Raw genomic sequence first — 25893 nt, forward strand, 5'->3', positions numbered from 1 at the left:
TCCGAAGCGACGTGCTAACACCGGTCTCCGCATGGATTTTCATCGCATCTGGCAAGGTTGAGGACTGCACGACATGACCGAACAGCGCGGGCGCACCGTTACCGTCCTGGGCAGTACCGGAAGTATCGGCTGCTCGACAGTCGACCTGTTGTATAGCGCTCAGGACGCTACGCCCGGACGCTTCCGCGTGCGCGCGCTGGTCGGCGGCCGGAACGTGACGCTCCTGGCCGAGCAGGCGCGTGCGTTGAACGCCGAATGCGCGGTCATTCATGACGAGAGCCTGGGCGCCGAACTCGAGCGGCTTCTGCAGGGAACGGGCATCGCCTGTGCCGCCGGCCGAGAAGCCGTCATTGCCGCGGCGGCGATGCCCGCGGACTGGACCATGGCCGCCATCACCGGCGCTGCGGGTCTGGAGCCGGTGCTGGCATCCATCCGTAACGGCGGAACGCTGGCGCTCGCCAATAAGGAAGCGCTGGTGTGCGCAGGCGACGTTATGCTGCGTGCCGTGTCCGAGGCCGGCGCGACCCTCCTGCCGGTGGACTCCGAGCACAATGCGATCTTCCAGTCGCTGGCCGGCTCGCCCATGAGGGCTGTCGAGAAGATCGTGCTCACTGCGTCGGGCGGGCCGTTCCGGAACGCGACGCTGGATGCGATGCGGGCAGCGACACCCGAGGTTGCACTGCGTCACCCGACCTGGAGCATGGGCGCCAAGATCAGCATCGATTCGGCGACCATGGCGAACAAGGGCCTCGAGGTAATTGAGGCCGCCCGGCTGTTCGGGGTGACGGACGCCGAGATCGACGTCCTCGTTCATCCGCAATCCGTGGTACACGGGCTCGTCCAGTTCCGCGACGGGAGCCTGATCGCCCAGTGTGGTGTGGCCGACATGCGCGTGCCGATCGCCAACACGCTGGCATGGCCCGACCGGATGGAGACGAACGCGGCACGGCTTGATCTGGCGCAGGTGGCCCGGCTCGATTTCGAAGCTCCGGATCCGATGCGGTTCCCGGCACTTGGTCTCGCGCGACAGGCACTTCGCGCCGGGGGCGCCGCGCCGACGGTGTTCTCGGCGGCTAACGAGATTGCGGTCGATGCCTTTCTCGGTCGCCGGATCGGCTTTCTGGACATCGCCTCGGTCATCGACGCGACGCTGGAATCGCTCGGCAATAACCCGCCGATCGGCGATCTGGCCGCGGTCCTTCACTGGGATGCCCGGGCTCGTGCGCTCGCGTGCGAGCACGTGACGCGCATGAGCGCATCGGTTGGCGCATCCGTCGTGGGAGATACCCTGCTCGATGCATGACCTTCTGCGGACCATCGTCGCCTATGTCCTGATCCTGGGCGTTCTCGTCTTCATTCACGAGTTCGGCCACTATCTCGCCGCTCGGTGGCGCGGTGCGGCTGTCGATACGTTCTCGATCGGCTTCGGCCCGGCTCTGTTCCGCTGGCATGACCGGACCGGCACGGAATGGCGCGTCAGCGCCCTGCCGCTCGGCGGGTATGTGAAGGTTCACGGCTTTGAAGGCCCCGAAGACGCCACACCGGAGCAGATTGCGGCGTGGATCCCGGGAAAGACGTTCCATGACAAGCCCGTCGGGTCGCGTGCGATCGTGATCGCCGCCGGTCCTGTCTTCAACTTCCTGTTCGCGATCCTGATTTTCGCAGCGCTCTACAGCTTCGTCGGGCGTCCCGAGGTGCACAACGAGGTCGGCGAGATCGTGGCTGATTCGGCGGCAGCCCGCGCCGGCCTGCATCCCGGTGACGTCATCACCCGTATCGGCGACCAGTCGGTCAGGGACTACGACACCCTCCGCACTGACGTATCGGCAATGGCGGGTGCGCACACGACGATCACCGTCCGCCGTGGCGAACAGACGATCTCCATGCCGCTCGTCGTCGATTCGGTCGCGGGGCCCGGCAGTACGAAGATCGGCCAGCTCGGGGTTCTGTTCGACGCCAGCATGGGGCCGCGCCTGTCGCCGCCGCGTGCCTTCGTGGCAGGTGCCCAGGAGACATGGCGCCTGTCGGTCCAGACGCTCGTGGGTCTCAAGCAGATCATATTCGGGCAGCGCAGCGTAAAAGAGATCGGTGGCACGATTCGCATTGCCCAGGTGTCGGGGCAGGTAGCCAAGCTTGGCTGGACCACGATCGTCTCGTTCCTGGCCCTGATGTCGATCAATCTGGGCCTGATGAACCTGATCCCGATCCCGATCCTGGATGGCGGCCGTCTCCTGTTCTACGGGATCGAGGCATTGAGCGGGCGCCCGGTGCCGCGTCGGGTTCAGGAAATCAGTTTCCAGGCCGGCTTCGCGCTGATTGCCTGCCTGTTCGCGCTGACGACGGTCAACGATCTGGCAAGCCTGGGCCTGTTTCACTGGCTGGGCCGCGGCATCGGTTAAGTGTCATTTTGTCACGGCCCTGACATCACTGACAGTTCGCGCCCGTAACCGCTTGCGTGAGCCCCTTGAAGTCGGATACGTCCGCAATCTGCATCCGCCGGTTCTGGACCGGGTGACTATAGCTTTTTACGATCGACGTAGCGTTGCCCGGCCCGGATCGGCCGCATGTCGGCGGGGAAAGAACGAGATGAGGAACGTCGCTCTTGTCAGGTAAACGTCTCGCGCTGCTCGCGTCGGTCTGCGTCTTCCCGGTATCCGCCCTGTTGACCGCCATGCCGCAGGCATATGCCCAAGGTGCGGGCGCGCATCATCGTCATACTTCGGGTCAGGCCGCAGCTCATGCGCGGACGCCGGGCAGCAACATCATCCAGTCGATCGAGGTCAGCGGCAACCAGCGCATCGATACGGCGACGGTGCTGTCGTACATGGTGTCGCAGCCCGGTGACAGCTTCAACCAGGATGATCTCGACCGTTCGCTCAAGACGCTCTACGCGACGGGTCTGTTCAGCGATGTGACACTCCATCGCAACGGAAACACGCTGAAGGTCAATCTGGTCGAGAACCCGATCGTCAACCGGATCGTGTTCGAGGGAAATCACGACATCAAGGATGAGGATCTCCGCAAGGCGATCAGCCTGCGCGCCCGTGCGGTATTCTCGCCGCAGACGATCGCGGCCGATCGACAGAAGATCCTCGACCAGTACGCCTCGAAATCCCGCTTCGGCGCGACGGTGACGCCGCAGATCATCCGGCTGTCGCACAACCGCGTGGACGTGATTTTCAAGATCGACGAGGCGACGCTGACGCTGATCAACAAGATCAGCTTCGTAGGTAACCACGACTTCAGCGAGGCCCGGCTGGCGCAGGTCGTCTCGTCCAAGGAGACCGCGTGGTACAGGTTCTTCTCGTCATCGGACGAGTACAATCCTGAGCGCATCAAGTATGATGCTGAGCTTCTGCGCCGGTTCTACCTTCATAACGGCTACGTCGATTTCCGGATCATCAATGCCACTGGCGAGCTCTCGCCCGACCGTCGCCGCTTTTTCGTGACGTTCACGTTGTCGGAAGGTCCTCGTTACCGGATCGGCAAGATGGATATCCGTTCAAGCCTGCGTCATGTGACGCCTGACCAGCTGAAGCCTTACATCGAGCTGTTCCCGCATCAGTGGTACGATGGCACGGCCATCCAGCACAACGCGAACGACATGCAGGAACGTCTCCAGGCGCAGGGTCATCCCTTTGCCATGGTCCGATCCGAAATCGCGCGCAATCCCGAGAAGCGTCTCGTGGATCTGCTGTTCGACGTGACCGAAGGGCCTCACGTCTACGTCGATCGTATCGACATCAACGGCAACACGATCACGCAGGACAAGGTCATCCGGCGTACGCTGCCGATGGCCGAAGGCGACCCGTACACACCGTTCGACCGGAAGTATTCGAAGCTCGAACTGCAGGATCTCGGCTTCTTCAGCACCGTGTCGATCGACCAGACCCAAGGGTCCGCGCCGGACCGCGTCAACGTCGCGGCCAACGTGGTCGAGAAGCCGACCGGCGAATTCTCGCTGGGCGGCGGCTACTCGACCGACGTCGGCATTCTCGGAAATGCAGCCCTCAAGCAGCATAACCTTCTGGGATCAGGCGTGGATGCCGGTATCTCGGGCACGGTCGCGTATTATGAGAAGCAGGTCGATCTCTCGGTATCGGACCCGTATTTCCTGAACCGCAACCTTGTGGCCGGTATCGATATCTACGGAATTCAGAACAACTATCAGACGTACCAGAGCTACAAGGAAGGCCGTTACGGCGCGACTTTGCGTATGGGATATGCGTACAACCGCTTCCTGTCGCAGTCGTGGAGCTATTCGCTGGTCGACCGAGACGTCGGCAATCTCTACAGCCAGGCGGACGTCGCGTATTACGGTCAGGAATACGTGCCCTCGATCTATGTCCAGCAGGAAGCCGGCTGGACGTTGCTGTCTCAGCTGAGCACGACCCTGACATATGATCGTCGGGACAACCGGATGGCGCCGCATAAAGGCTACATCATCACTGTGGGTGGTGACTTTGCTGGCCTCGGCGGCAACGAAAAATACGTCCGCGGCAAGATCGACGGTTCTTATTACGTGCCGCTCGACAGCCTGACGGGCAACCATGACTGGACGATCCAGCTCAAGGGCGGCGCCGGTATGATGGCGGACTGGAGTTCTTCCGGTAACCGTAACATCATCGATAACTTCTATCTCGGCGGTCAAAACCTTCGCGGCTTCCTGCAGGGCGGCGCCGGCCCCCGTTCGGGTCATACCTACGTCAACGGTGTTCTGACCCCGGCGCAGGGCCAGGAAGATCTGATCGGTGGGCGGTTTATCTATACCGGTTCGGCCCAGATAAACTTCCCGCTTCCTGCCGGTCCCGATCTCGGTATCTCTGGTCGTTACTTTGTCGATGCAGGTAGTCTTGCCGGCGTTCGTGTGAAGAACCTGTACACAAACCCGAGGACCGATGGCGCGAACTACACTCCGATCTCAGGTGATACGCTGACGCCACGTGTCTCAACCGGTTTCGGTATCTCCTGGAAGAGCCCGTTCGGCCTAGTGAACATCGACGCCGCCGTGCCGATCATCAAGTCCCGCAACGACCGCCTGTATCCGATCCGCTTCGGCTTCGGGCAGCAGTTCTGATCCGTCGTCTGACGCTGGGGCGCGGATCGGAAGGTCGATTGCGTCCCGGTAGCACGCAGCCTAAGACCGGCTTGCACGCGAGGGACTCCGGGCCCGTTCTTCTCGTCTGCGCGGCTCGCCGCGTCATTTCCCAATCCCATGCTGATTTCGAGGTTCTGATGTCCCTGTTCTCCGGTGCGCGCCTGCTGACCGGCACGTTCCTTCAGAATTGCCGTATGGCGGGCCTGGTGGCGGCGGCGGCCGTCGTTCCTGCGGCGCACGCGCAGTCGAGCGGTGGTGGATGGTTCGTGCCGAAGGCCGCGCATCCCACAGCCGATGCGCCGGCGCCGTCACATGTGACACGCCGGGTGGCACCGCCCATCAGCGAGCCTCAGCAATCGGACGAGGACCAGCAGCCGCAGACCCCGCCGGTTCTTCCCCAGCCGCCGATTCCGAATTCGCCTGAGATCCCGAAGGAGGCTCCGCCGCCGACGGCCATCATCGGCGTGATCTCCGTGCAGGACGTCATGGCCCAGTCCGCGGCCGCGCAGGAAGTCCAGCGCGTGATCGGCGAGCGGCGGGATCAGCTCGCGCAGCAAGCACAGCGTGCCCAGGAAGGCCTTCGTGCAGAGCGCGACCGTCTCCAGGGTGACGCCAAGTCCATGTCGAGCGACCAGTTCAACGTGCGGGCGCGGCATCTTCAGGAAGAGGCGATCCGCGAGCAGCGTGATTTCCGGAACCGGGCCCGCATCGTGCAGGAAGCGCTCCAGGTGTCCCTCGACCAGATCGAGCGCGAGCTCAAGGTCATCATTCCGCAGGTCGCCAAGGCGCATGGAATGAATCTGGTGATGCATCTTGAGCAGATCGCCATGCATCTGGGCGGGCAGGATATTTCGGACGAGGTCGCGCAGCACCTGAATCAGGTGATGCAGCACGTCTATATTCCGGCGGCCAACGTCGATCCCGAGGTTCTGGCGAAATCCGGCAAGATGCCGACCACGGCCGATGCGCAGGGTCAGAACGGCGCTCCCCAGCCTGCCTCCGAGCCCGCGCCGCCCGCGTCGGTCCTGCGTCAGCACTGATCGACATGGAAGCGGCCCCTCCCGCATCGTCGCGCCCGTCGCTGGGTCTGCCCGGCGACCCACGGTTCTTTGCGCGCAAGGGGCCGTTTTCGATTGCTGCGATCGCGGAGGCTGCAGACTGTACGCTGCAGCCGCCGCGTAACGGACGCGAGCTGTCCGATCTTCGCGGCGTCGGCCCTCTTCAGAGCGCTACGCCCGCGGATGTGAGCTTTCTCGACAACCGGCGGTATGCGCATCTTCTGGATGAAACCAGGGCAGGCGCGATCATCACGTCCCCGGCTTTCGCCGACCGCATCCCCGAACATTCCGCAGCCCTCATCACCAAGGCGCCGTATCTGGCATGGGCACGGGCCGCGGCGCTGTTTCACCCGGTGCTGCCTCCGGCCCCGGGAATCCATCCATCGGCGCTGGTCGATCCGACTGCCCGTGTCGCTGCAACCGCGGCGATTGGTCCGTTCTGCGTGGTGGGCGCGGATGCGCAGATCGGGGAAGGGACGGCCCTGGGTGCGCATGCCGTGATCGGCGAGGGCGTCAGCATCGGCGAACGGTGCCGGATCGGTGCCCATGTCTCGCTCAGCCATGCGCTGGTCGGCGATCGGGTGACGCTCTACGCCGGTGCGCGGATCGGTCAGGACGGCTTCGGATTTGCCGTCGGACCGGCCGGGTTCGAGACCGTGCCGCAGCTCGGCCGCGTCGTCATTCATGATGACGTCGAGATCGGCGCGAATGCGACGATAGACCGTGGCTCCATGCAGGATACCGTGATCGGTGCCGGCACGCGGATCGACAACCTCGTGCAGATTGGTCACAACGCCCGTCTCGGGCGCTGCTGTATTGTCGTGTCGCAGGCGGGCATATCGGGTTCGACCGAACTCGAGGATTACGTGACGATCGCAGCGCAGGCCGGGTTGATCGGGCATATCCGGATCGGTGCAAAGGCACGCATCGGCGCGCAATGCGGGGTCATGTCCGATGTCGAGGCCGGGGCCGATGTCATCGGCAGTCCCGCGATGCCATTCCGTGAGTTCTTCCGGAACGTCGCCACGCTTCGGCGGTTGTCCCGAAAGCCGGACAAGGAGAGCTGAGCGGCCTGCCTTGCCCGCCGCGCAGAATTTGCTAAACGATGGGCCCGCCGCGTACCGCCAGACCCGTGCTCTGGCATAAAGGCCAGATTATCGACATGGACAGCACATTGGACGCCACGACCGAGCCACAGCAGATCGACTCCATCGACATCATGCGGATCATGGAGGCGATTCCTCATCGCTATCCGTTCCTCATGATCGACCGCATGGTGGACATTCAGCTCGGACAGTCCGCGGTGGGTGTCAAGAACGTCTCGGTCAACGAGCCGTTCTTCCAGGGACACTTTCCCTCGCGTCCGGTCATGCCGGGCGTGCTCATCGTCGAGGCCATGGCGCAGACGGCGGCCACCCTGGTTGTGCTGACCCTGGGAGAGGCGTTCGAAGGCAAGCTCGTCTATTTCATGACGATCGAAGGCGCCAAGTTCCGCCGCCCGGTCGGACCGGGTGATCAGCTCCGCATTCATGTGGAGAAAGAGCGTTCGCGCGCCAATGTCTGGCGTTTCAAGGGGGTGGCGCGGGTCGATGATGTGTCCGTGGCCGAAGCGACGTTCAGCGCCATGATCATGGGGTGATGATCTCGCCGCTTCAGGCCTGATCATTATCCCTGGCGCATGACCCTATGACTTTTTCGGCCATTGGAGAGCAGCAACTTGGCAGGTGAACGCCACTGGTCCGAAACGGCCGAAATCCACCCGACAGCCCTCGTGGACGAGCGCGCCCGGATCGGCGACCACGTCCGGATCGGACCCTGGTGCTCCGTAGGCCCCGACGTCTCACTTGGCGAGTCGGTTCGGCTGCACGCCAATGTCGTGATCGACGGCCACACGACGTTGGGTCCGTCGGTGGAAGTGTTTCCGTTCACCACGATCGGTCTGCAGCCGCAGGATCTCAAATATGGTGGTGAACCGACCCTGTGCGAAATCGGGGCCCGGACGGTGCTTCGGGAAAACGTCACTGTTCATCGCGGCACGACGCAGGGCCATGGCTTGACGCGTATCGGTGCGGACTGCCTGATCATGGCGAACGCGCATGTGGCACATGACTGCTCGTTGGGCGATCAGGTGATCATCGTCAACAACGTCGTCATGGGCGGACACGTCGAAATCGGCTCGCAAGCGCGCATCATGGGCTCGTCGGCGCTCCACCAGTTCGTACGTATCGGACGCGGCGCGATGGTCGGTGGGGTCTGCGGGGTTGAGTCGGACGTCATTCCCTACGGCAGCGTGCTGGGCAACCGTGCCCGGCTGGTCGGGCTGAACTGGGTCGGCCTCCGCCGTTCCGGTCTGGACTCGGCCGAAATTCACGCACTGCGCCGGGCGTTCCGCCAGCTTTACCCGCGTCACGGCAGCGACGATCGGGTGCTGGGCGCGCGCCTCGATGCCGTAAAGCGAGACTTCGCGGATCATCCGCGGGTCCGTGAAATCATTGCGTTCATGGAAGCGCCCAGCCGTCGTGGTCTCGTACGTGCGGCGCGGCGTGTCGCGAGCGAACAGGAAACCGAGGGCGCCTGATGTCGACGCCCGGCGTGCCTGCTCTGGGCATTCTGGCGGGCGGTGGTCCGCTGCCGGCGCAGGTTGCCGCAGCGGCTGCGGCACTCGGTCAACCGGTCTTCATCATAGGCTTTCAGGATTTCGTCGACGAGGCCGCGATTGCACCGTGGCCGCATCAGATCGTGAGGCTGGCAGCCGCCGGCGAGATCCTGTCCGCGCTTCGCGCCCATCAGTGTCGTGACCTCGTCCTGATCGGTCCTGTGCGCCGCCCTGCGCTGCGTGACCTGCGCCCCGACCGGGAAGGGGGGCGCATTCTCGCACGGCTCGGTCGGGCTCTGTTCTCCGGCGATGACGGGCTGTTGGGCGCATTGGTTCGCGTGCTTGGCGAAGAGGGTTTCACCGTGCGCGGCGCGCATGAGTATCTGCAGCACGCGGTAGGTCATGCAGGCGCTCTCGGGGCGGCAGTGCCGGATGATCTCGCACGCAGCGATATCGCACGCGGTATCGCCGTCGTGCGCGCCCTCGGGGCACTGGATGTTGGGCAGGGTTGCATCGTTCAGGACGGGCTGGTGCTGGGCGTGGAAGCAATCGAAGGGACCGACGCCATGCTCGCGCGCTGCAGCACGCTGCGCCAGGCGGGACCGGGTGGTGTTCTGGTGAAACTCCTGAAGCCCGGGCAGGAGCGCCGTGCCGACATGCCTACGATAGGGCCGGTCACGGTCGAGAACGCTTCCGCAACCGGGCTGCGCGGTATCGCGTTCGAAGCGGGCGCAACCTTGTTGACCGATCGGGACGCCTGTATCCGGGCGGCCGATCGACTGGGCCTGTTTCTGTATGGAATCGGCCCGAACGAATTCTGATACTCCAGGAGAACCAGCATGGCATCCTTCCTCCACACGATGGTCCGCGTCCGCGATATCGATCGCAGCCTTGCCTTCTACAGCCTGCTCGGAATGCGGGAGCTGCGTCGGCGGGAAGTGCCCGACGGCAAATATACGCTGGTCTTCATCGGCTATGATGACAACGCGCACGGTCAGGCGGAAATCGAACTCACGTACAACTGGGATCAGGAAGCCGATTATGAAGTCGGAACCGGATTCGGTCATTTCGCGGTCGGCGTACCGGACGTGGCGGCAACCGTCGAACACGTGCGTGAAGGCGGCGGCATTGTGACGCGAGAGGCAGGTCCGGTGAAGTTCGGCACCACGGTGATTGCGTTCGTTCAGGATCCCGACGGCTACAAGATCGAGCTGATCGAACGGGCCTGAGGCGCGTTCAGACGCGTGCCTTGAGCCGGCGGACGGCGGCCTCGATGGCCGCAATGCCGCGCTCGGCTTCGGCGCGCACATTAGGGTCCGCATGAGCACTCAGGCGGTCTAAGGCCATCATGGCGGGCGCAAGCAGGTTGCGCACATCGTGCCGCATCGCCGACGCAGCCTGATCGGCTGGAGGTGCATTGGCGGAAGAGGGCGGGCGGTCGTTCATGAGTTCGTGTTCGCTTTGCGTTGACATCTTCGGGCGTGCGCAGTAATGCCCGCCGAGCATTTCCGGGGACGTCCGTCGTCGCCCGGCCTCTAGGCAGATCGACAAGGGAACGACGCGATGAAGCGCACTTATCAACCCTCCAAGCTGGTGCGCAAGCGTCGCCACGGTTTCCGTTCGCGTATGGCGACCCCCGGCGGCCGCCGCGTGATCGCCAATCGTCGCAGCAAGGGCCGCAAGAAGCTCGCCGCCTGAGCAACGCAGACGTCATGCCTCGGGCTTCCATTGGACGCCTGAAGCAGCGCGCGGAGTTTCTCCGCGCTGCAAAGCACGGGCAGAAGGTGGCGACACCGGGTCTCGTGCTTCAGATCCTGCCAAGACCGGAGACCGGAGAAGCCCGCGCGGGGTTCACGGTCACGAAGAAGGTCGGCAATGCCGTGGTGCGCAATCGCACCCGGCGCAGGCTGCGCGCAGCCCTTCAGGCTGTTGCCAGCGAGCATTCCCTCCAGAACGTCGACGTTGTCCTGATCGGGCGTGACCAGACGCGGGCGAGAGCCTTTACCGATTTGGTCGACGATCTGCGTCGCAGCCTCCGCAAGGGATCGTTACTGCCGTGATCGTGCGAAGGGTCGCGCAGGCACTGATCGGTGTCTATCGGTTGACCCTCTCGCCGCTGCTCGGCCCTGTCTGCCGTTTCGAACCGTCATGCAGTGTGTATGCCCAGGAAGCCATCGGGCGGTATGGCGTCGTGCGTGGCGGATGGCTTGCCTTTCGCCGAATCGTGCGATGTCATCCTTTCGCACAGGGCGGGCGCGACCCGGTTCCGTGAACGATTTCCGCTCGGCGCTATTGTTTTGCACGTCGTTTTCGGTCAGTTGAGGCGCGACGTTTCAGTGGCGGGCTGACCAGCCTGTCTCCTTCTTTCAAAATGACTTCGGGGGCCGGCGTTCCGCGCATGGATATCAGGCGACTCATCACCGCGATGGCACTGTCGATGATCGTGCTGATCGGGTTCGACTACTTCATGCCGAAGCCTCAGCACCCGCAACAGGATCAGGCGACGACTCAGACGTCCGTCTCGGAGCCGGCATCGACCATGAGGTCGGCGGCCGACGCTGATACGGCAACGAACGCTGACGACAAGCGGATCCCGATTACCGGTCCGAGTGTGTCGGGTTCCCTGAACCTCCGTGGCGCGCGCCTCGATGACCTGCTGCTGACGCGCTATCATACGACGCCGAAGTCCGACAGCCCGCTGGTTCGGGTTCTGGACAAGGCCACCGACCCCCAGCCGAACTTCGTGCAGATCGGCTGGCGCGCGATTGCCGGGGATGCGACGAAGCTGCCGGACGCCGGCACTCTCTGGGAGGCTGACGGCACTGCCCTTTCCCCTGACCATCCGCTGACCCTGCACTGGGACAACGGGCAGGGGCAGGTCTTCTCGATCCGGCTCGCACTCGATGCCCGTTACATGTTCACCGTCACGCAGTCGGTGGCAAACCACGGGACGTCGAGCATCCGGGTGCTGCCCGCGCTGACCGTCGAACGGAATTACGTGCCGGAAGACGTCGGCAGCATGCTGGTGCACGAAGGGCCGGTCGGCGTGATGAACGGCCGTCTGGAGGAGCAGACCTACAAGGCGGTCCACAACAACACCAACGTCTCCACCGGCCAGGCCTGGGCGGCGCAGGGCAATGGCGGCTGGGCCGGCATCACTGACAAGTACTGGCTGACCGCGATCGCGCCGGATCACACGGCTCCGGTTAGCGCGAGCTTCGGTTTTGCCGCCGACCGTGGCCCGGGATCGTACCGCGTCGGTTTCGTCCCCCAGGCGCCGGTCGAGATTTCCGCAGGCGCCGAGGCCGGTTCCACCGCTCACGTGTTTGCGGGCGCCAAGGAACTGAACCTGCTTGAACAGTACGGCAACGATCTGCAGATCACCGATTTCTACAAGGCTGTCGATTTCGGGTGGTTCGGGTTTGCCACGCGTCCGATGTTCCACCTGCTGCACTGGCTGTTCCTGCAGTTCGGCAATTTCGGCATCGCCCTTCTGGCCTTCACGCTGATCATCAAACTGGTGATGTTCCCGCTCGCGACCAAGACGGTGAAGTCGAGCACGCGCATGCGCCAGCTCGCACCGCGCGTGCAGGCGATCCGGGATCGCAACAAGGACAACCCGGTTGCGGCGAACCAGCAGGTCATGGCGCTGTATCGCGAGGAAGGCGTCAACATGTTCGGCGGGTGCCTGCCGGCGCTCGTTCAGATCCCGGTGTTCTTCTGCCTCTACAAGGTGCTGAACGTCGCGATCGACATGCGTCATGCACCCTTCTTCGGCTGGATCCGGGATCTCTCGGCACCTGATCCGACGAACCTGTTCAACCTGTTCGGCCTCGTGCCTTTCGATCCGTCGGTTTACTGGGCGCCCCTGCATCTGGGGATCTGGCCCATCCTTTTCGGCGGCACGACCTTCCTGATGCAGCGGATGAACATGGCCACGATGGATCCGGCCCAGCAGCGCATCATGCAGTTCATGCCGATCATCTACGTGTTCTTCATGGGGCGCCTGCCGGCAGGCATCGTCATCTACTACACGTGGAACAACCTGCTGACCGCAGGCCAGCAGCTGCTGATCCAGAAGCGTGTCGAGCGGGCAGGGACGCCGGCCAAGACCGTTGTTGCACCCGTGAAGAAGCCGCAGCGCAAGTCATGATCGACAGGATTCCCGAGCCCACGGAAACCGAGATCGAGACCGGCAGGCTGTTGTTCGCGGGTACTTGCGACTTCTTCCACGGCGCACAGACGACGGACCAGTTGCCGGACGCCGGGCGGCCGGAAGTTGCGTTCGCAGGGCGTTCGAATGTCGGCAAGTCCAGTTTGATCAACGGGCTGACGTCGCGTTCGCGGCTGGCGCGTGCGTCTTCCGAGCCCGGGCGGACCAAGCAGCTGAACTTCTTCAACCTTGCGGACCGGCTGACGCTCGTGGACATGCCGGGCTATGGCTTCGCCAAGGCCGCCAAGGCGGTGAAGGAAGACTGGCAGCGCACCATGTTCGCGTATCTGCGCGGACGGACGACCCTGTCCCGCGTGGTTCTGCTGCTTGACGCCCGGATCGAGATCAAGGCTTCGGATACCGAGGTCATGGACCTTTTCGACCGGGCGGCCGTCGTATTTCAGGTCGTCCTTACGAAGTGTGATGCGATCGGTCCGACGGCGCTTGCGCGCAAGCAGCGTGAAGTCGAGGATCTGTGCGGCAAGCACGCCGCGGCCTATCCCGATGTGATCGCCACCAGCAGTGAAACGGGGCTTGGCATGGAGCGACTGCGGGCTGAGCTTGCGCGCCTTGCGCTCCCGGCTTCCCCCTGAAGACAAGGAACCTTGTGACGATGTCGGCTGACGAAGACACGCTGTCGCCACCGGAAGACCTGCTGGTGAAGGCCCGCAAGCAGGCCGAGATTCTGGCCGGCGCCCTGCCTTTTCTCCGTCGATACACCGGTGACACGATCGTCGTGAAATACGGCGGTCACGCGATGGGTGACGGCGAACTGTCCGAGGCCTTTGGCCACGATATCGCGCTGCTCAAACTGGTCGGCGTCAACCCGATCATCGTGCATGGCGGCGGTCCGCAGATCAACGCGATGCTCAAGCGGCTCGATATCACGTCCGAGTTTGTCGAAGGGCTTCGGGTAACTGACGCCGCAATGGTCGACGTCATCGAAATGGTCCTGTCGGGCAGCGTGAACAAGCAGGTCGCGGCCCTGGTCAACGGGGCCGGCGCTCTGGCTGTTGGCATTTCCGGCAAGGACGGCGGACTGATCCGGGCCAAGCGCCTTCTCAAGCAGGTTCGTGACCCTGCCACCGGCGTCGAGCGCACGGTCGACCTTGGATTTGTCGGCACGCCTGATCGCGTGGATGCGCGCGTGCTATACGCTCTGCTGGGATCGGGGCTGATCCCCGTAATTGCACCAATCGGCGTTGGTGAAGGTGGCGAGACCTACAACATCAATGCAGATACGGCGGCTGGCGCCATTGCCGGGGCGACACAGGCAAGCCGGTTGCTGATGTTGACGGATGTTCCAGGCGTTCTGGATGAGAACCGGCGCCTGATTCCGGAACTGACAGCAGAAGAAGCAGTTCGCCGGATCGAGGCCGGACAGATCACCGGGGGCATGATCCCGAAGGTTGAGACGTGCCTTGCCGCGGTGCGTGATGGTGCCAAGGCCGCCGTCATACTCGACGGCCGGGTGCCGCATGCCTGTCTGCTGGAGCTGTTCACGCATGCCGGCCCCGGGACGTTGATCCGGGGCACCTGAACGCCCCGGTCTGCCCGGAACGCCAGCCGGCTACGGCGCGTCATGCGAAAAGAGCCAGCCGCCGCCGTTGTCCCGCGCGGATCTCAAAGCCAGGCTTGCGCGCTCCAGAAAGACTTCGATCGGCTCCGTCGTTTCGGCTTCACGCGTGACGAGCCCCATCGAGACAGACAGATGGTGCGGCGGATCGAGGATGATCGGCGCGCCGTGAATACACATGCGTTCCGCCCGCTCGGCTGCGGCAAACCGGTCGCCGCCGTCCATCCAGAGTGCAAACGTATCGCTGCCGATGCGCGCGACGAGATCCGTCGGACGCACGGCAGCACGAAGCAACTCGATGCATTGCCGTATGGCATCCTCTCCGTCGGCGAAGCCGAGGGATGAGACGAGCGCGGACAGGCCTTCGATCGCAACCAGCATGAGTGTTGCGGACAGGTGCTCGCGATCGAGGCGGGCAGTCCGGCGCCCGACCTCCGAGCGGAAGCCGGCCCAGGTCAGGACGTTGTATCCGGGATCGAAATGCGCCTCGCGCAGAAGGTTGCGGTGGACGCCGTCGAGTTCGATGAGCGCGCTGAATGTCGATGTCACAGCTGCACACAACGCGCCGTCGCCCGCTGACCACGGCTTGTCCGCAGACCTCCAGAACAGCAGGCCGATCTGCCCGAAGAGACGGACGCGCTCGCGTGCGAGCAGGAAATCGAAGCGATCTTCGCGCCGCCGGAGCGCGCCTGTTCGCGTGCTGGGTTCGAGCTTTGCTGCGAGCCGCTCGCTATGATCATTCCACGTGCCGAAGCGATGGAGGATCTGGAACGCGCCGTCGATCGGACTCGGTTCATGCGGCGACAGAGGCCCGGTGCTGACAAGTGCGCCGCCGTCCGCGCCGATCTCCTGCGCCAGCATGTCGAATGCGGCGAGGATGCCGATTCGAGGCACGAGTGCCGCACGCAATGCTTCCACCACGCGTCGCAACGTCGGCGCATCCGGCTGGCGGATGGCCTGCGCCCCCGGCGCGACCTCGTCTCCGATGATGATAAGCCCGCCCCGAACGCCGCTGAACAGGCCATCAGCGTTCTGGTGCGGTGTATAGGTCAGCAGAAGATCGACAGGACGCCCGGCGTGATCGGCACCATGCACGACGCGTCGTACGGGGGTTCGTCCCGCCTGCGGACGATCATCGGACGCCGTGTTCCACATGGTACCCAGGGGTTGCCCCAGAAGCGATCGCGTGTCCCGGCCGAGCACATGTCGTGGCGCAACACTCGTCAGGCGTCCGTCCGCATCAGTCTCGAACACGGCATCCAGTGCGGCGGTGGCTACGCCGCGCCATGCAGCATGGCCGCCTGAGCCGGTAGCCGGGGCAGGGGGCAGCGTTGTTTCGGTCTGCGGCATCATCGGCGCAGCATGCAGCCCAAAGCCTTAACGAAGCGTGCATATCGCATGGCGATTCGTTGACAGCGGGATACGTCATCCGCATGGTCCCCGCCATATCGACAGACCAGTGCCCGCGAAGGACAGACCACCATGACGACCGCCGCTCTTGAAGCCACAATCGACGCGCTTTGGGAGGACCGCACATCCCTTTCGTCCGCGACCACCGGCGAGGCGCGCGAGGCGGTGGAAGCCGCGCTCGCCGGGCTCGACGCGGGGACGTTCCGTGTCGCCGAGCCGGGAGCGAATGGCTGGGTCGTGCATCAATGGCTCAAGAAGGCCGTGCTGCTGTCGTTCCGGCTCGAGGACAGCGTGCCGCTCGAAGGCGCGGCCGGTGGGGCTCCGGGCTTCGACAAGGTGCCGCTCAAGTTCGCAGGCTGGGACAAGGCGCGCTTTGACGCCGCCGGTTTCCGCGTCGTGCCGGGTGCCGTCGTGCGGCGCAGCGCCTATGTCGCCCCGGGCGTCGTTCTGATGCCGAGCTTCGTCAATGTCGGCGCGCGCGTCGATTCGGGAACGATGATCGATACCTGGGCGACGGTCGGCTCCTGTGCGCAGATCGGGCGCAACTGCCACATCAGCGGCGGCGCCGGGATCGGTGGGGTGCTCGAGCCGCTTCAGGCGGGTCCGGTCATCATCGAGGACGACTGCTTCATCGGTGCGCGGTCGGAAGTGGCCGAGGGCGTCGTGATCGAACGTGGGGCCGTGCTCTCGATGGGCGTGTTCATCGGCGCGTCCACGAAGATCGTCGATCGCGCGACGGGCGAGATCCATCGCGGGCGCGTCCCGGCCTATTCGGTCGTCGTTCCGGGAACCCTGCCGGGCAAGGATGGCGGACCGTCCCTGGCCTGTGCCGTGATCGTCAAGCGTGTGGACGAGCAGACGCGGTTGAAGACCTCGATCAACGACCTGCTGCGGGACTGAGCCTTGGACCTGTCCGCGCTCGCGCTCGCTCGCGACCTCCTGCGCTGCCCGTCGGTCACGCCGCGCGACGCGGGCGCGCAGGCCGTGCTCGCGGACGCACTGGAGCGCCTGGGGTTCACTGTCACGCTTCTTCCGTTCGGGCCGGAGCCGATCCACAATCTTTATGCCCGCCTTGGCACGGGCGGGCCGCATCTGTGTTTCGCGGGGCACACGGACGTCGTGCCGGAAGGCATGACCGCTTCGTGGTCGAGCGACCCGTTTGCGGGCGACGTGCGCGACGGCCTGCTGTATGGACGCGGCGCCTGCGACATGAAGGGCGGCATCGCAGCGTTCGTGGCGGCAGTCGCGCGTCTGCTGGCCCAGCGTCCGCTCCGGGGCAGCGTCAGCCTGCTGATCACGGGGGACGAGGAGGGGCCGGCCCGGCACGGCACGCGAGAGGTGCTGGAATGGATGCGCGCGCATGGCGAGGCGCCGGATTTCTGCCTGTTGGGTGAGCCGACCAATCCCCGGGAACTCGGCGAGGTCATCAAGATCGGCCGGCGCGGCAGCCTGAATGCCCGCATCGCGGTCGAGGGGCGGCAAGGCCACGTCGCCTATCCTGATCGGGCCGATAATCCCGTGCATCGTCTCATGGACGTCCTGTCAGAACTGCGCGCGCGCACGCTTGATGCAGGCACCGAATGGTTCGAGCCGTCGTCCCTGCAGGTCACGAGCATCGATGTCGGCAATGCAGCGCATAACGTCATTCCGCAGGAGGCAGGTGCGCGCCTGAACATCCGCTTCAACGACGCGCATCGGGGCGAGGAACTAGCGTCGTGGATCCGCGACGTCTGCGCCCGGCATGGCACAGGGTGCCGCGCCGAGATCGCGATCAGCGGCGAGGCCTTCGTGACCGAGCCTGGCTCGGCGGTTACCCGGCTCGTCGAATCGGTAGCAGCGATCACGGGGCGGACGCCGCGCCTCGATACCGGCGGTGGAACGTCCGACGCGCGTTTCATTTCCACCATGTTTCCCGTGGCGGAATTCGGGCTCGTCGGCGCCAGCATGCATCAGGTGGACGAGCACGTCAGTCTCGCAAACCTTGCAGCCCTTGATGACATCTATCTGGATTTCATGCAGAGATTCGGATTGTGAACCAGGAACCTCGCCAAACCATCCCCGGGCCCGGCGGCCCGATCGCCAGCGTCTTTCAGGGCGTTCTGCTGCTGGGGCGCGGACGGGCCGAAGGACTGAACTGTTTCGGCGCGACCATGGACGCGCTGATGTCGGCGCTTGCGCCATATGTCGCGCTGATCGGCGTCGGGGCGTTTGCCCTGATCGCGCGCCATGGGACCGCGATCGAGGCCGTTCGCCTGCTGTTGCTGCTGTGTGTCCTACTGGTCAGGCCGGTCGTGTCGCAAATCCTGGCGCAGCGCTGGAACCGGCAGGGACTATGGCTACGCTTCGCCACGGCCTCGCTTTGGGCGTCCTGGCTTGTTCAGGCATTGATCATCATCGCCTTTTTCCTGCTGCACGCCATGGCGCCGGATCTTGCGGAAAGCCGCGCCGTCGGAACCGGGATCATGCTCGGCCTGCAGGCCTATGACCTCTGGCTCGCCTGGTTCATTGCGCGCGTGGGACTCATCGTCGGGCCGGGGCGTGCGGCCATCGTCGTGCTTGCGACCGTGCTGGCCATGGTGGCGCTCTACGCGATCGCTGCCGTGTTGCCGCCTTACTACAACGCGATGGGCGATCTCTTCTCGCCGCCGGGCTGATCAACGCACTCAGGTCGCTGCGAACGGGTCGTCCGGATAATCCACGCCGATCAGCGCCAGGCCATCCGGCGGGGCCGTGGGGCCTGCCTTGCTGCGGTCGCACGCCTCAAGGGCCGTGCGCGTGTCCGCAGGCGTCCATGCCCCCCAGCCGACCAGCTGTAGCGATCCGACCATGTTGCGCACCTGATGATGGAGGAAAGACCTCGCGTCGGCCTCGATCGACACGATGTCGCCGTTGCGGGCGACGTCCAGCCGGTCCAGCGTGCGCATCGGGGAGTTGGCCTGGCAGGATGCGGCGCGGAATGACGAGAAATCGTGACGTCCCAGCAGATGCTGCGCGCCTTCATGCATCGCCTGTGCGTCCAGCGGCCGCTTGACGTGCCAGACCTGACCCGCGTCGAGCGCCGGGCGGGCGGGGCGGTTGAGGATGCGATAGCGATAGCGGCGGCGGATGGCCGAGAACCGGGCGTTCCAGCCGGGTGCCGCCAGTGCGGCGTCAAGCACGACGATCGGATGCGGCTTGAGGTGAAAATTGATCCCGTCGCGCACCTGCCGCGCGTCCCGATCAAAGCCGGACGGAAAATCGAGCTGGATCACCTGTCCACCTGCGTGAACGCCAGCGTCGGTGCGTCCGGCCGTGATGCTGGGAACGGGTCGACCGCCTGCGATCCGGCTCGCTGCCTCTTCGAGAAGCCCCTGGATCGAGACGCCATTGGCCTGTTTCTGCCAGCCGACATAGCCGCCGCCGTCATATTCCAGCCGGACGGCCCAGGTCACGGGCGCATCACTCACCGAGACGGGCGCCTTTCGGCAGCGTTGCGCCATGCAGGAACGTCGCGCGGTCCATCATTGCACGACCCGGTCGCTGCAAGCGTTCGAGACGGAGCGCATCCTCTCCGCAGGCGACGAGCAGCGCGTCGTCCAGCACGGTTCCCGGCGATGCATCATGGGCGCCGCTCACCAGGGATACACCGCCGATTTTGAGCACGTCGCCCTCCAGCGTAGTGAACGTGCCGGGCCACGGCGTCAGGCCACGGACCTGTCGTTCAATCGTGTGAGCATCGCGCGTCCAGTCGATATGGCCGGTCTCCCGGGTCAGCTTCGGCGCGTAGGTCGCACCCTCTTCGGGCTGGGGTTTCGCCTCCGGTAGCGGTCCGGACAGCACCTGCGTGATCAGGGCCGCGCCGAGCGGGCCGAGCCGGTCATGCAGACTCTGCGCCGTCTCATCGGCCGAGAGGTCGACGGCCGCTTCGGCCAGCACGTCGCCCGTGTCGAGCCCCTCGTCCATCCGCATGATCGACACGCCGCTTCGGGCATCGCCGGCCAGCACGGCCGCATGGATCGGCGAGGCGCCGCGCCAGCGAGGCAGCAGGCTCGCATGGATGTTGAGGCAGCCCAGCTTCGGGGCGTCCAGCATCGCCTTGGGCAGCAGCAATCCGTAGGCCGCAACGACGGCGGCATCGGCGTTCAGGTTCGCGAACGCCTCGTGTTCGGCCACATCCCGGCGCACGCGCACAGGCGAGCGGACCGGCAGACCGCGTCGTTCGGCCTCGACCTGGACGGGCGAGGGGCGCAGGGCCTTGCCGCGTCCGGCAGGTCGCGGGGGCTGCGTGTAGACGCAGACGATCTCATGGCCCGCGTCGTGCAGGCTGACGAGCGCGGGCACGGCGAAATCCGGCGTGCCCATGAACACGAGGCGCACGGGCTATTTCCCGCGCTGCTCTTTCGCCAGGCGCCGCATGATCATGTTGCGCTTGAGCGAGGAGAGATGATCGACGAACAGCACGCCATCCAGATGGTCGAGCTCATGCTGGATGCAGGTCGCCAGCAGGTCGGACGCCTCGCATTCTTCGGTCGTGCCGTCGAGTGTCCGGTAGCGCATGCGGATGGCCTCCGGGCGTATCACTTCGGCATACTGGTTGGGCAGCGAGAGGCATCCTTCCTCGCGGCTTGCCAGCGTTTCCGATTCCTCGATGATCTCGGGATTGATGAGGATCATCGGGTCCCGCACGTCGCCTTCGGACAGGTCGATCAGGGCGAAGCGGAGTCCCAGACCCACCTGGGGGGCGGCGAGGCCGATGCCCGGCGCCTTGTACATGGCCGAGAACATGCCCGGGAGGGCGTCGCGGATCTGCGCCATGTCTTCCGGGCGCACGTCGCGCGTGGCCCGCTTGAGAACAGGGTGCGGCGCGATCAGAATCGGCGTGGGCGTGATATCATCCACGCGCGAGAGGAAATCGAGGCTGGTCATAGGGTGCGATGTAGCGATTGAGGGCGCCGGGCGCCAGACGTACGGCACCAGCCTTGCTTGCATCGGGCCACGTTAGGCCCATATCCTGTAGCGAAACGTTCGGGTGCCGCTTGTTCCCCTGGGCTCGAACGTCCGTCTCGCTCCCTGAGGAGGCCTTCGTGTCAGGCAGGTTGTTTACGTCCCCCATGTTTCTCGGCTTCGACCATCTGGAGCAGATGCTCGAGCGTGCCTCGAAAACCGCATCCGACGGCTATCCGCCCTACAACATCGAACAAATCAGCCAGACCGCGCTTCGAATTACGCTGGCGGTCGCGGGCTTCGTCATGGACGATCTGCAGATCACACAGGAAGATAACCAGCTCGTCATCCGTGGTCGCCAGACCGATGACAGCCAGGGCCGGATCTTCCTGCATCGCGGGATCGCGGCGAGGCAGTTTCAGAAGGCCTTCGTGCTGGCGGAAGGGATCGAGGTCGGCGGAGCATGGCTCGACAACGGGCTTTTGCATATCGACCTGCACCGGCCGGAGCCCGAGGTTCGCGTCAAGCGGATCGAGATCAGCCGGGGCCGCGAGCCGCAGCCCTCGAACCATACCACCCGGGATCTGTCGCAGCCCGGGCCGACCCTCGATGTCCCGCGTCCGCGTCGCGCACGGACCGTGCGCGAGATCGACGAGGAATAATCCATCACGGGAGCCGGCCTACGGGCCGATCGGGCGCATGCCGGCTTGCCGCTATCGAATTCAGGGAGACCCATCATGGGCAATCCGTTTCTGGACCGTCTGAATGGCGCTGCCGCAGACGAAATGCCGGCCGATCTGCGTCGCATCAGCGATGGTGAGTTGCGCAATCTCGGCCTGTCGAAACTGGCCTACGTCAAATCCGTCCTCGTGGACGGCGAAATCGCCTTTGCCATCCACGCGGCCGATGGCACGCCGATGGCCGTCGCCGGCGATGAAGAGACCGCGCTCGGCGCGATTGTCGAACATGAAATGATTCCGGCGCTCGTCCATTGATGGCCGATGCACAAGGCACCATCCGCCGGCTGGCACTGGAAGAGCGGCTGGCGGGGGCCGTCGTTCACGGCGGCCTGATCCATCTTGCGGGTCAGGTTGCCGACAACGCCGATCTGGACGCGGAAGGGCAGACCGCCGACATTCTGGCGCAGATCGACGCCCTTCTGGCTGAAGCCGGAACGGACAAGACACGCCTGATCTCGGTGCAGATTTTCCTGCGGGAGATTGGCGATATCGGGGCCATGAACCGTGCCTGGGATGCGTGGCTCAATCCTGCCCACAAGCCGGCTCGGGCGACGGTCGAGGCGAAGCTGGCCGATCCACGCTGGCGTGTCGAAATGACGGCGGTCGCTGCACTGGCCTGAGGGCGGAAGGCTCGCACGGGGCCTGAAACCCGGGGGGAGCCAAGGCCCTGTGTCCATGAGGTGGCAAGCAGCCAGCCATTACGCGCATGGCTGCGCACGCTGAAAGCATACGCTTCCTGATGTCCGGACTTGTGACACGTGCCCTTCTGACGGTCTGCGTTGCATTCCTTGCCTCGCATTCCGCAATTGCCGTGCCTGAAGATATTGCCGTCAACGGTGTCCGGCCGGTCAAGGTAGGTGATTACCGGCAGACGGCGCGGCTGTTCCGGCGTTTTGCTGCAATCCCTGAAAAGGATCGACCGGACCTGTCTTTCGGCCTGACCGGAGTGCTGGAGCCCGGCGACCGTCCGATTCAGAGGGCTATGCCGTATCTTGCCACGAAAAGCGGCAATGTCCCGCTTTTCAGGCAGCAGGGTGACGAGATGGTTTTTCCGCGAGATGACGCATTATGGATGGAAAACCCGTCCGTCATGGCGCCGCTTGCGAAGGGTGAGCGGATCCGGCTCCGCTTCGTGTTTCATGTCCACCCACCGGAACAGCCGACCTTCAAAGATGAGACCGCTCGGTACTGGCTGGGCGAATTCGACGCATCCTCAGAAAACGTCATCGGCTTTATCGGAGCGCTTCTGATTCCCGACGCGCACCGGCTTATTATCACACTCGCGCCCGGTGCGCGTTTCAGCATCCGAGAGAACGGTGCCAGTCGCGACCTCGCGGTCAGTGGCAGCCATGCGCCGGATCATTACACCTTCCGGCCACAGGATTTCTCCCGCGATGCTGTCTTCTCAAGCAATCGCGCCATTCCGCAGATCGATCTGGTTGTTCCGTTCGATCTCAAGACAGAATGGCGCCGATGAAACGGCTTTATTGAGGTGACTGTGGCACGATGCTGATCATCTCGGACGGGTCGGGTTCCGGCACCGTCGGCAGGCGCCGCACCTGATCCATCTGGGGACGAACCTTTCTCGTATAGGGCGCGAGTGTCTGCGGCTGTCCGGTTTCCAGCGCGCGTTCGATAGCTTCCAGTACGCGCACGTCCAGCATTCCTTCCTCGCCGTTGGGCTCGGGCTCGTGGTCATGCAGGATGCAGTCGGAGAAATATGCGATCTCGCCACCGAACTGCTCAACCGGGTCGGCGCGATGCGTCGTCGTATTGCCGTCGATCGTGGCCTCGTACGTAATGCCGATCTTCGGGCCGAACATGAAGCAGGGACCCGCTTCGATCTTGCCCTTCGTGCCGACCAGCGTGAACTCCTCGACGGGTGCGCAGGCGTAGCTCGTCAGGAAGTGCGCGAGGCGACCGTCTTCGAACTTCAGGCTGACTGACACCGTGTCATCGAAGTTGAAGCCACGTCCCGGTGTCTTCCGTCCGATGGCGCTCACCTCGACCGGCTCCGCCCCGAACAGGTTGCGCACGGCGTTCAGCGGATAGGTGCCGGAATCCGGGACCGGGCCTGACCAGTAACCGGAATGGCCACGATGGTTGGCTTCGGCGAAATTCTGTCCGAAGGATGCATTGAAGAACAGCGGATCGCCGAAATCGCCACGGCGAACGCGCTCGATCATTTCCAGCGTGCCCGGTTCGCAATGCAGCCGATAGGCCACCATCAGTTTCCCGCCGCCCCGGCGTTGAGCCGCCATGATCGCTTCGCAGTCGGCCACGCTTGCGGCCATGGCCTTTTCCAGAAGCAAATGCCGGCCCGCTTCCAGGATCGGGATTGCAAGCTGCGGATGCAGCGCGTTAGGCGTCGCGAGATAGTAAGCGTCGATATCGTCGGAAGCGAGCAGCTTGGGCAGATCTTCATATCCGTGCCCGGGAATATCGTATTTCGCGGCGAGGTCACGAGCCTTGACGGGGTCGCCAGTGACGAGCGCGGCAAGTTGGGAGTTCGTCGCCTGAGAGATGCCCGGCATGAAAGCCTGTTGCGAGATCTGGCCGCCGCCGACCACGGCGTAACGGACGATGGAGCCAGGTGTGTGCGGCATGACGACGCTTCCTTCAGAAAACCAGTTTCAAGGAAACCAACGAGCCCCGTTTACCCGTGGTTGCGCCGAGGGCTTGGATATTGCCGACTCCCAGTCAATCTCCGGACACATTCCCGCGGTCAGACAGGGGGCCCGATCATCGGTTTCGAAGGACGCCGGAGATCCATCCGCACATCGCCAAAGCGTATCGGCCCCGAAGGCCGACTGGCCGGTGGCCGGACGCTGATCAGCGCTTCCGTTTCTCGCGCTTGCGTTGGGCCGAGGTCGGCAGACCCATGGCCTCGCGGTATTTCGCGACCGTCCGGCGCATGATCTCGATCCCGTCCTTGCGCAGGATGTCGGAGATCGCATCGTCGGACAGGATGCCGTCGGGTGGTTCACGCTCGATCATCGTGCGGATGCGATGACGGATCGCTTCCGCGCTGTGTCCATCCGCGCCGGCTCCGAGGGACACCGAAAAGAAGAACCGCAGGGCGATCGTGCCGCGTGGCGTTGCAGCATATTTGTTGGCCGTGACGCGTGAGACCGTGCTTTCATGCAGCGCCGTGTCCTCGGCAATCTCGCGCAGCGTCATGGGACGCAGGGCGGTGACACCGTCGCGCAGGAAGGCTTCCTGTCGGGCGACGATCGCGCGGGTAACGGCGAGCAGGCTGTTCGTGCGGCTCTCGATCGATTTCACGACCCAGGCCGCACTCGCCGCACGTTCCGTCAGATAGCTGCGGGCGGTCCTGTCGCGCGCGAGGGACGATCGCAACTCTTCGTTCAGGCGCACACGGGGCAGGGTGGCGCTGTTGAGTGCCACGCGGAAGCTGCCTCCATGCGCCTTCACCCAGACATCGGGCACGATCGCGATCGGAGCCGAATCCGGCTCGAATCCGGGTTTGGGGTCGAGCGCGCGCAACTCCGCGATCATCTCCGCCATGTCCTCGGTATCGACGTTACAGACGCGACGGAGGGCAGGGAGATCGCGCGCGGCGAGAAGATCCAGATTCGCCAGCAAGGCGGCCATGGCCGGGTCGAAGCGGTTCACGGCCCGAAGCTGCGCCTCCAGACACTCGGCGAGTGTCGTTGCGAACACGCCGCAGGGTTCGAGCTGCATCAGCGTCGTGCGGACCGCTTCCAGCTCGTCGCGCGTGATCCCCAAGGATTCCGCCATTTCGTCGGGCGTGTGAGGGAGGCGTCCGGCTTCATCCAGAAGCGCCAGAAGATGGCTTGCAATCAGGCGCGGGCGCACATCCGAAAACGTGAGCGCGATCTGCTCGGCAAGACGCGTGCGCAGGGAGGGACCGGGCGCTCCGGCTTCGGGCCGGTCGTCGACCTCGACATCGGCGCCGCCCGGACCGGCTGCCCTGACGTCATAAGGCGCGTCGTCGATATCGGATTGCGAGAATGTCGCAGCATCGGGCGCCGCGCCATCCGAGAGCGCCATGTCGACGGTCGCGGCATCGAACTCAGCCGGACTGGAGTCGCCGGTCGCCGCCAGATCGTCATAGGTCAGCTCGAGTAGCGGATTGGCCTCGGCCTGCTCGGCGAGAAAGGCCGCCGCCTCGAGATTCGTGGACTGCAGGAGAGCGATCGCCTGACGCAGCTGCGGCGTCATGACGAGGGACGTGGACTGGCGAAGATCGAGTGACGGCGCGAGCATCGTCAGCCGGACTTGCCCGGGTGCCCAT

Annotated in this window: 29 protein-coding genes; 22 read left to right on the plus strand and 7 right to left on the minus strand. The window is 64.5% G+C overall.

Going from position 1 to position 25893, the window contains the following annotated elements; translation table 11 throughout:
• The first annotated feature begins 73 nt into the window (after positions 1–73).
• The 9 genes from dxr to gloA all read left to right on the plus strand — a co-directional run bounded on the left by dxr (position 74) and on the right by gloA (position 9981).
• Positions 74–1303, plus strand: a complete 1230-nt coding sequence (dxr, locus tag B8446_RS07925; RefSeq protein WP_048848797.1) for a 1-deoxy-D-xylulose-5-phosphate reductoisomerase — start codon at positions 74–76, stop codon at positions 1301–1303.
• Complete coding sequence (rseP, locus tag B8446_RS07930) at positions 1296–2399, plus strand: RIP metalloprotease RseP (protein WP_048848798.1); 1104 nt, start codon at positions 1296–1298, stop codon at positions 2397–2399. Before dxr ends, rseP begins: the two co-directional genes overlap by 8 nt.
• Positions 2400–2671: 272 nt before the next feature.
• Entirely contained in the window at positions 2672–5077 is a 2406-nt protein-coding gene (gene bamA / locus B8446_RS07935; RefSeq protein ID WP_048848856.1) for an outer membrane protein assembly factor BamA, read from the plus strand.
• A gap of 158 nt (positions 5078–5235) precedes the next feature.
• Entirely contained in the window at positions 5236–6138 is a 903-nt protein-coding gene (locus B8446_RS07940) for an OmpH family outer membrane protein (protein WP_084712175.1), read from the plus strand.
• 5 nt (positions 6139–6143) lie between these two features.
• A complete protein-coding gene (lpxD, locus tag B8446_RS07945; protein WP_048848799.1) occupies positions 6144–7223 on the plus strand; it encodes a UDP-3-O-(3-hydroxymyristoyl)glucosamine N-acyltransferase in 1080 nt (359 codons plus the stop codon).
• 95 nt (positions 7224–7318) lie between these two features.
• Positions 7319–7795, plus strand: a complete 477-nt coding sequence (gene fabZ, locus B8446_RS07950) for a 3-hydroxyacyl-ACP dehydratase FabZ (protein ID WP_048848858.1) — start codon at positions 7319–7321, stop codon at positions 7793–7795.
• Between the two features lie 78 nt (positions 7796–7873).
• Positions 7874–8734, plus strand: coding sequence for an acyl-ACP--UDP-N-acetylglucosamine O-acyltransferase (gene lpxA, locus B8446_RS07955; protein ID WP_048848800.1), 861 nt, complete (start codon positions 7874–7876; stop codon positions 8732–8734).
• Positions 8734–9573: an LpxI family protein gene (locus B8446_RS07960; RefSeq protein ID WP_048848801.1), complete on the plus strand. Its 840-nt coding sequence runs from the start codon at positions 8734–8736 to the stop codon at positions 9571–9573. Before lpxA ends, B8446_RS07960 begins: the two co-directional genes overlap by 1 nt.
• 18 nt (positions 9574–9591) lie before the next feature.
• Positions 9592–9981 (plus strand): lactoylglutathione lyase, encoded by a 390-nt coding sequence (gloA, locus tag B8446_RS07965; RefSeq protein WP_048848802.1) that lies wholly within the window; start codon positions 9592–9594, stop codon positions 9979–9981.
• A 7-nt stretch (positions 9982–9988) separates the two neighbouring features.
• On the opposite strand, the gene B8446_RS07970 is transcribed toward gloA, so the two are convergent.
• Positions 9989–10198, minus strand: coding sequence for a hypothetical protein (locus B8446_RS07970; RefSeq protein ID WP_084712186.1), 210 nt, complete (start codon positions 10196–10198; stop codon positions 9989–9991).
• Positions 10199–10315: 117 nt separating this feature from the next.
• Between B8446_RS07970 and rpmH the strand changes: the two genes are divergently transcribed.
• From rpmH to argB, 6 genes are all read left to right on the plus strand, one after another.
• Entirely contained in the window at positions 10316–10450 is a 135-nt protein-coding gene (gene rpmH / locus B8446_RS07975; RefSeq protein ID WP_048848803.1) for a 50S ribosomal protein L34, read from the plus strand.
• Positions 10451–10464: 14 nt separating this feature from the next.
• Positions 10465–10812, plus strand: a complete 348-nt coding sequence (gene rnpA / locus B8446_RS07980) for a ribonuclease P protein component (RefSeq protein WP_048848804.1) — start codon at positions 10465–10467, stop codon at positions 10810–10812.
• Positions 10809–11024 (plus strand): membrane protein insertion efficiency factor YidD, encoded by a 216-nt coding sequence (yidD, locus tag B8446_RS07985; protein ID WP_304650774.1) that lies wholly within the window; start codon positions 10809–10811, stop codon positions 11022–11024. The genes rnpA and yidD overlap by 4 nt, the downstream gene beginning before the upstream one ends.
• 126 nt (positions 11025–11150) lie before the next feature.
• A complete protein-coding gene (gene yidC / locus B8446_RS07990; RefSeq protein ID WP_048848805.1) occupies positions 11151–12905 on the plus strand; it encodes a membrane protein insertase YidC in 1755 nt (584 codons plus the stop codon).
• The gene (gene yihA / locus B8446_RS07995; RefSeq protein WP_048848806.1) at positions 12902–13558 is read left to right on the plus strand and encodes a ribosome biogenesis GTP-binding protein YihA/YsxC; all 657 of its coding nucleotides are present in this window, start codon (positions 12902–12904) and stop codon (positions 13556–13558) included. Before yidC ends, yihA begins: the two co-directional genes overlap by 4 nt.
• 20 nt (positions 13559–13578) lie before the next feature.
• Positions 13579–14505 (plus strand): acetylglutamate kinase, encoded by a 927-nt coding sequence (gene argB / locus B8446_RS08000; protein WP_048848807.1) that lies wholly within the window; start codon positions 13579–13581, stop codon positions 14503–14505.
• Positions 14506–14535: 30 nt separating this feature from the next.
• Here argB and B8446_RS08005 read toward each other — a convergent pair whose 3' ends face one another.
• On the minus strand, positions 14536–15894 hold the full coding sequence (locus B8446_RS08005) for a sensor domain-containing diguanylate cyclase (RefSeq protein WP_048848808.1): 1359 nt from the start codon (positions 15892–15894) through the stop codon (positions 14536–14538).
• A 129-nt stretch (positions 15895–16023) separates the two neighbouring features.
• Here B8446_RS08005 and dapD point away from each other — a divergent pair, with 129 nt between their 5' ends.
• The 3 genes from dapD to B8446_RS08020 are packed head-to-tail and all read left to right on the plus strand — an operon-like array spanning position 16024 to position 18605.
• Positions 16024–16851: a 2,3,4,5-tetrahydropyridine-2,6-dicarboxylate N-succinyltransferase gene (dapD, locus tag B8446_RS08010; RefSeq protein WP_048848809.1), complete on the plus strand. Its 828-nt coding sequence runs from the start codon at positions 16024–16026 to the stop codon at positions 16849–16851.
• Between the two features lie 3 nt (positions 16852–16854).
• On the plus strand, positions 16855–17985 hold the full coding sequence (gene dapE, locus B8446_RS08015) for a succinyl-diaminopimelate desuccinylase (RefSeq protein ID WP_048848810.1): 1131 nt from the start codon (positions 16855–16857) through the stop codon (positions 17983–17985).
• Positions 17982–18605: a hypothetical protein gene (locus B8446_RS08020; RefSeq protein ID WP_048848811.1), complete on the plus strand. Its 624-nt coding sequence runs from the start codon at positions 17982–17984 to the stop codon at positions 18603–18605. Before dapE ends, B8446_RS08020 begins: the two co-directional genes overlap by 4 nt.
• Positions 18606–18614: 9 nt before the next feature.
• On the opposite strand, the gene truA is transcribed toward B8446_RS08020, so the two are convergent.
• Genes truA through def form a run of 3 tightly spaced genes read right to left on the minus strand, consistent with a single transcriptional unit; the run spans position 18615 to position 20856 of the window.
• Positions 18615–19430: a tRNA pseudouridine(38-40) synthase TruA gene (truA, locus tag B8446_RS08025; RefSeq protein ID WP_048848812.1), complete on the minus strand. Its 816-nt coding sequence runs from the start codon at positions 19428–19430 to the stop codon at positions 18615–18617.
• Positions 19390–20307 (minus strand): methionyl-tRNA formyltransferase, encoded by a 918-nt coding sequence (gene fmt / locus B8446_RS08030; RefSeq protein WP_048848813.1) that lies wholly within the window; start codon positions 20305–20307, stop codon positions 19390–19392. Before fmt ends, truA begins: the two co-directional genes overlap by 41 nt.
• A gap of 3 nt (positions 20308–20310) precedes the next feature.
• Positions 20311–20856, minus strand: a complete 546-nt coding sequence (gene def, locus B8446_RS08035) for a peptide deformylase (protein ID WP_048848814.1) — start codon at positions 20854–20856, stop codon at positions 20311–20313.
• A gap of 158 nt (positions 20857–21014) precedes the next feature.
• Between def and B8446_RS08040 the strand changes: the two genes are divergently transcribed.
• The 4 genes from B8446_RS08040 (at position 21015) to B8446_RS16035 (ending at position 23091) form a co-directional block, all read left to right on the plus strand.
• Entirely contained in the window at positions 21015–21536 is a 522-nt protein-coding gene (locus B8446_RS08040; RefSeq protein WP_048848815.1) for an Hsp20 family protein, read from the plus strand.
• Positions 21537–21611: 75 nt separating this feature from the next.
• A complete protein-coding gene (locus tag B8446_RS08045) occupies positions 21612–21869 on the plus strand; it encodes a DUF1150 family protein (protein ID WP_048848816.1) in 258 nt (85 codons plus the stop codon).
• Positions 21869–22234 (plus strand): RidA family protein, encoded by a 366-nt coding sequence (locus B8446_RS08050; RefSeq protein WP_048848817.1) that lies wholly within the window; start codon positions 21869–21871, stop codon positions 22232–22234. The genes B8446_RS08045 and B8446_RS08050 overlap by 1 nt, the downstream gene beginning before the upstream one ends.
• Before the next feature lie 470 nt (positions 22235–22704).
• Complete coding sequence (locus tag B8446_RS16035; RefSeq protein WP_148505903.1) at positions 22705–23091, plus strand: hypothetical protein; 387 nt, start codon at positions 22705–22707, stop codon at positions 23089–23091.
• 7 nt (positions 23092–23098) lie between these two features.
• Here the strand turns inward: B8446_RS16035 and B8446_RS08060 are convergent, their stop codons facing one another.
• A complete protein-coding gene (locus B8446_RS08060; RefSeq protein WP_048848819.1) occupies positions 23099–24220 on the minus strand; it encodes a Gfo/Idh/MocA family protein in 1122 nt (373 codons plus the stop codon).
• 226 nt (positions 24221–24446) lie between these two features.
• A complete protein-coding gene (gene rpoN / locus B8446_RS08065) occupies positions 24447–25865 on the minus strand; it encodes an RNA polymerase factor sigma-54 (RefSeq protein ID WP_048848820.1) in 1419 nt (472 codons plus the stop codon).
• Positions 25866–25893 lie beyond the last annotated feature (28 nt).

The organism is Tanticharoenia sakaeratensis NBRC 103193 (assembly GCF_000963885.1).
Taxonomy (GTDB): domain Bacteria; phylum Pseudomonadota; class Alphaproteobacteria; order Acetobacterales; family Acetobacteraceae; genus Tanticharoenia; species Tanticharoenia sakaeratensis.